At 67.8% G+C, this 2,429-nt stretch carries 2 protein-coding genes; both read right to left on the reverse strand.

Translation table 11 applies throughout. The features are described from left to right. A partial coding sequence (locus tag VF794_RS25620) for a M23 family metallopeptidase (RefSeq protein ID WP_331114795.1) occupies window positions 1-768 on the reverse strand: 768 nt, incomplete at its 3' end. Then, window positions 765-2,429, reverse strand: a 1,665-nt coding sequence (locus VF794_RS25625; RefSeq protein WP_331114797.1) for a metallophosphoesterase, incomplete at its 5' end; no start/stop codon positions are given. The genes VF794_RS25620 and VF794_RS25625, both read right to left, overlap by 4 nt.

Genomic DNA, 2,429 nt, shown 5'->3' on the forward strand with positions numbered 1-2,429 from the left:
CACCTCGAAGTGCAGGTGCGGCCCCCGTGAGAAGCCGGTGTTGCCGGAGAGGCCGAGCAACTGCCCGGGGTGGACGTACTGCCCCTCCTTGACCACGACCGCGCCGGGCTTGAGGTGGCCGTAGTACCCGAGGGTTCCGTCGGAGTGGCGGACGAGCACCCGGTTGCCCATGTCCCGCTTCTGGTAGCTCTCGTCGGTGCCAGCCTCCGTGAAATGCTGGATGGCCTGGACGACGACTCCCGCCCGAGCCGCGTGCACGGGCGAGCCCTCGGGGAGGTCGAAGTCCACGGCGTACCGGCTCGGGCCGTTGTGGCTGAACGCGCCGTCATACCCCTGAACCACCCGGACCGGCCGACCCGAGGCCACCGGCAGTTGGTAGACGACCGAGTCATCGTGCACCGCCCGGGGGGTGCCCCAGTTCGAGGTGTAGCGGACGTTCTTGTAGCTCCAGGCCAGCTCGCGGCGCAGGCGCTTGAGCTTCAGGACCGTCCGGGTCTCGGAGCCCTCGAACACCACCGTGACGGGCAGCGGCGTCGACGCCTCCACGTTCTCGAGCTCCGCGGCGAGCGTGACCGTGAGCGCGGATTGGATTCTCGCGCGGAGGGTGAAGGAGACGCTCTCCGTGTCCGGCTGCTCGGTGACGAGGCACAGCACCCCGTCGTCCGAGCAGGACTCGTGACGGTAGGGCAAGGGCTGGGCGCGCGCGGCGCCACAGACCAGGACCATCCACAGGCTCACGGCACAGCCGACCAGGCACCCACGGCTCATAATGTCACCTCGTAGTACGTGCGCTTCTCTCCCGGCTTCTCTCCGGGCCACACCGCCCAGCCATCCCACGCGCCTCCCTGTTTGCGCAGGCTACGGGTGTGCACCCGCAGCCGCTGGAGCTCCGGCTGCACCTCCAGCAGGTTGAACAGGCGCGGCACCGACTCCGGTCGTTCGTGCGTCGGGGCTCCGAAGCTCCCGGCGCCCATGACATGGAGCCGCCGCTCCGAGTGGAGATAGTTGAGCAGGTCGGCGCGGTCCTCATGGACGTGCCCATGCAGGCAGACACGCACGTCCGCTTGAAGCAGCCGGCCCGTGAAGGCGTCATCCTGGATCTTCTCGTTGCCCGTGATGGGGTGGTGCCAGACGGCCAGCCGCAGGACCTTGGCCTCCGCCGCGAGCTCACCGCGCTCCCGGGCCTTGAGGATGTCCTGGTCCGCCCTGGCGAGCCCCCGGGAGAGCGCCTTGTCGGAGATGCTGGAGCGCCCCTGGAAGTACTCGTCGATCTCCCAGGCCGAGTTCATGGCCAGGAATTGGAGGCGCGACTCGCTGAAGAGGAACGGGATGCACTGCTCCTCGGGAGCGAGCGGATAGGGCTTCTGGATGAGCGGGTGGTAGAAGTGATCCGAGAAGTTCCTGAAGCGCTCCGGGTACTTCAGCTCGTTGCGGAGGAGGTACCCCTCACCCGCTTCATGATACCTGCCGGTGACGAGCCCGCTCTTGTCCACCAGCCGTTTCTTCTTCCAGTCGTAGACCTCCGTGTTCCAGTCCAGGTCGTGGTTGCCAGGGACGAGGATGAGGCGCTCGGCCGTCAGCTCGAACTGCTCGATGAGACCGGAGACGAACTCGCGCGCCTTCTCGAACTCCTGGGGCGAGGCCCGGTTCGTGATGTCGCCGGAGATGACCAGATAGTCCAGGCGCTTCACTCCGGGCCCTTCGCTCCTATCCTGGAGGCCGGCCCGCAGGGGCTCGAGCAGGCTGATCGGATCGTCCCCGGCGCCGATGTGCAGATCGCTCAAGTGGAGGATCCGCAGGGGTGTCCCCTGGCTCGTGTTGCCCGTCTTCGCCACCGCCATGGTCACCTTCGTCTCGGCGGCACTCTGGGAGCGCTGCTCCTGGATGGTCGTCCGCAGTGCCTGGACCTGCTTCACCAGCTCCGGGTTGAGCTCACGGGACTGCTGCGCGCCCAGCGTGAGCGGCGTCCGGTGGTCGCAGGCCTCGCAGCCCACGTCCGGCGCCCCCTTGGCGAGCCTCGTGCGGACGGTCTCCTCCGGGAACACCTTTCCGCAGACGCAGGTGATGGTCAGTCGCTCCAGCAGCTCCACTCCGTGCTCCTGGAGGTGCTGCTCGATGAAGTTCACGAACAGCTCGCGCGTCCTCGGGTCCGTCCCGTCATCGAAGTAGACGTCGAGCTGGGCGATGCCTCGCGCCCCCTGGCTCGTGCTCTGCACGCGGCGGATCCCCGAGGAGTCCTTGCCGGCCTGCCCGAACTCGGCCCGGTTCTCCCACAAGCGCATGGGGCCGAAGCGCTGACTGACGGCCAGCGACGTGACGAGCGAGGCGTAGATGTTGTCGATGGGTCCGAAGAAGTCGTAGTGCAGCGAGATGGCGTGCGCGAAGTCCGCGCCCGCCTCGGAGTGGGCGGGCTGGAAGAGCGACGGGAA

It is taken from the genome of Archangium sp., from assembly GCF_036389735.1.
Lineage (GTDB): Bacteria > Myxococcota > Myxococcia > Myxococcales > Myxococcaceae > Archangium.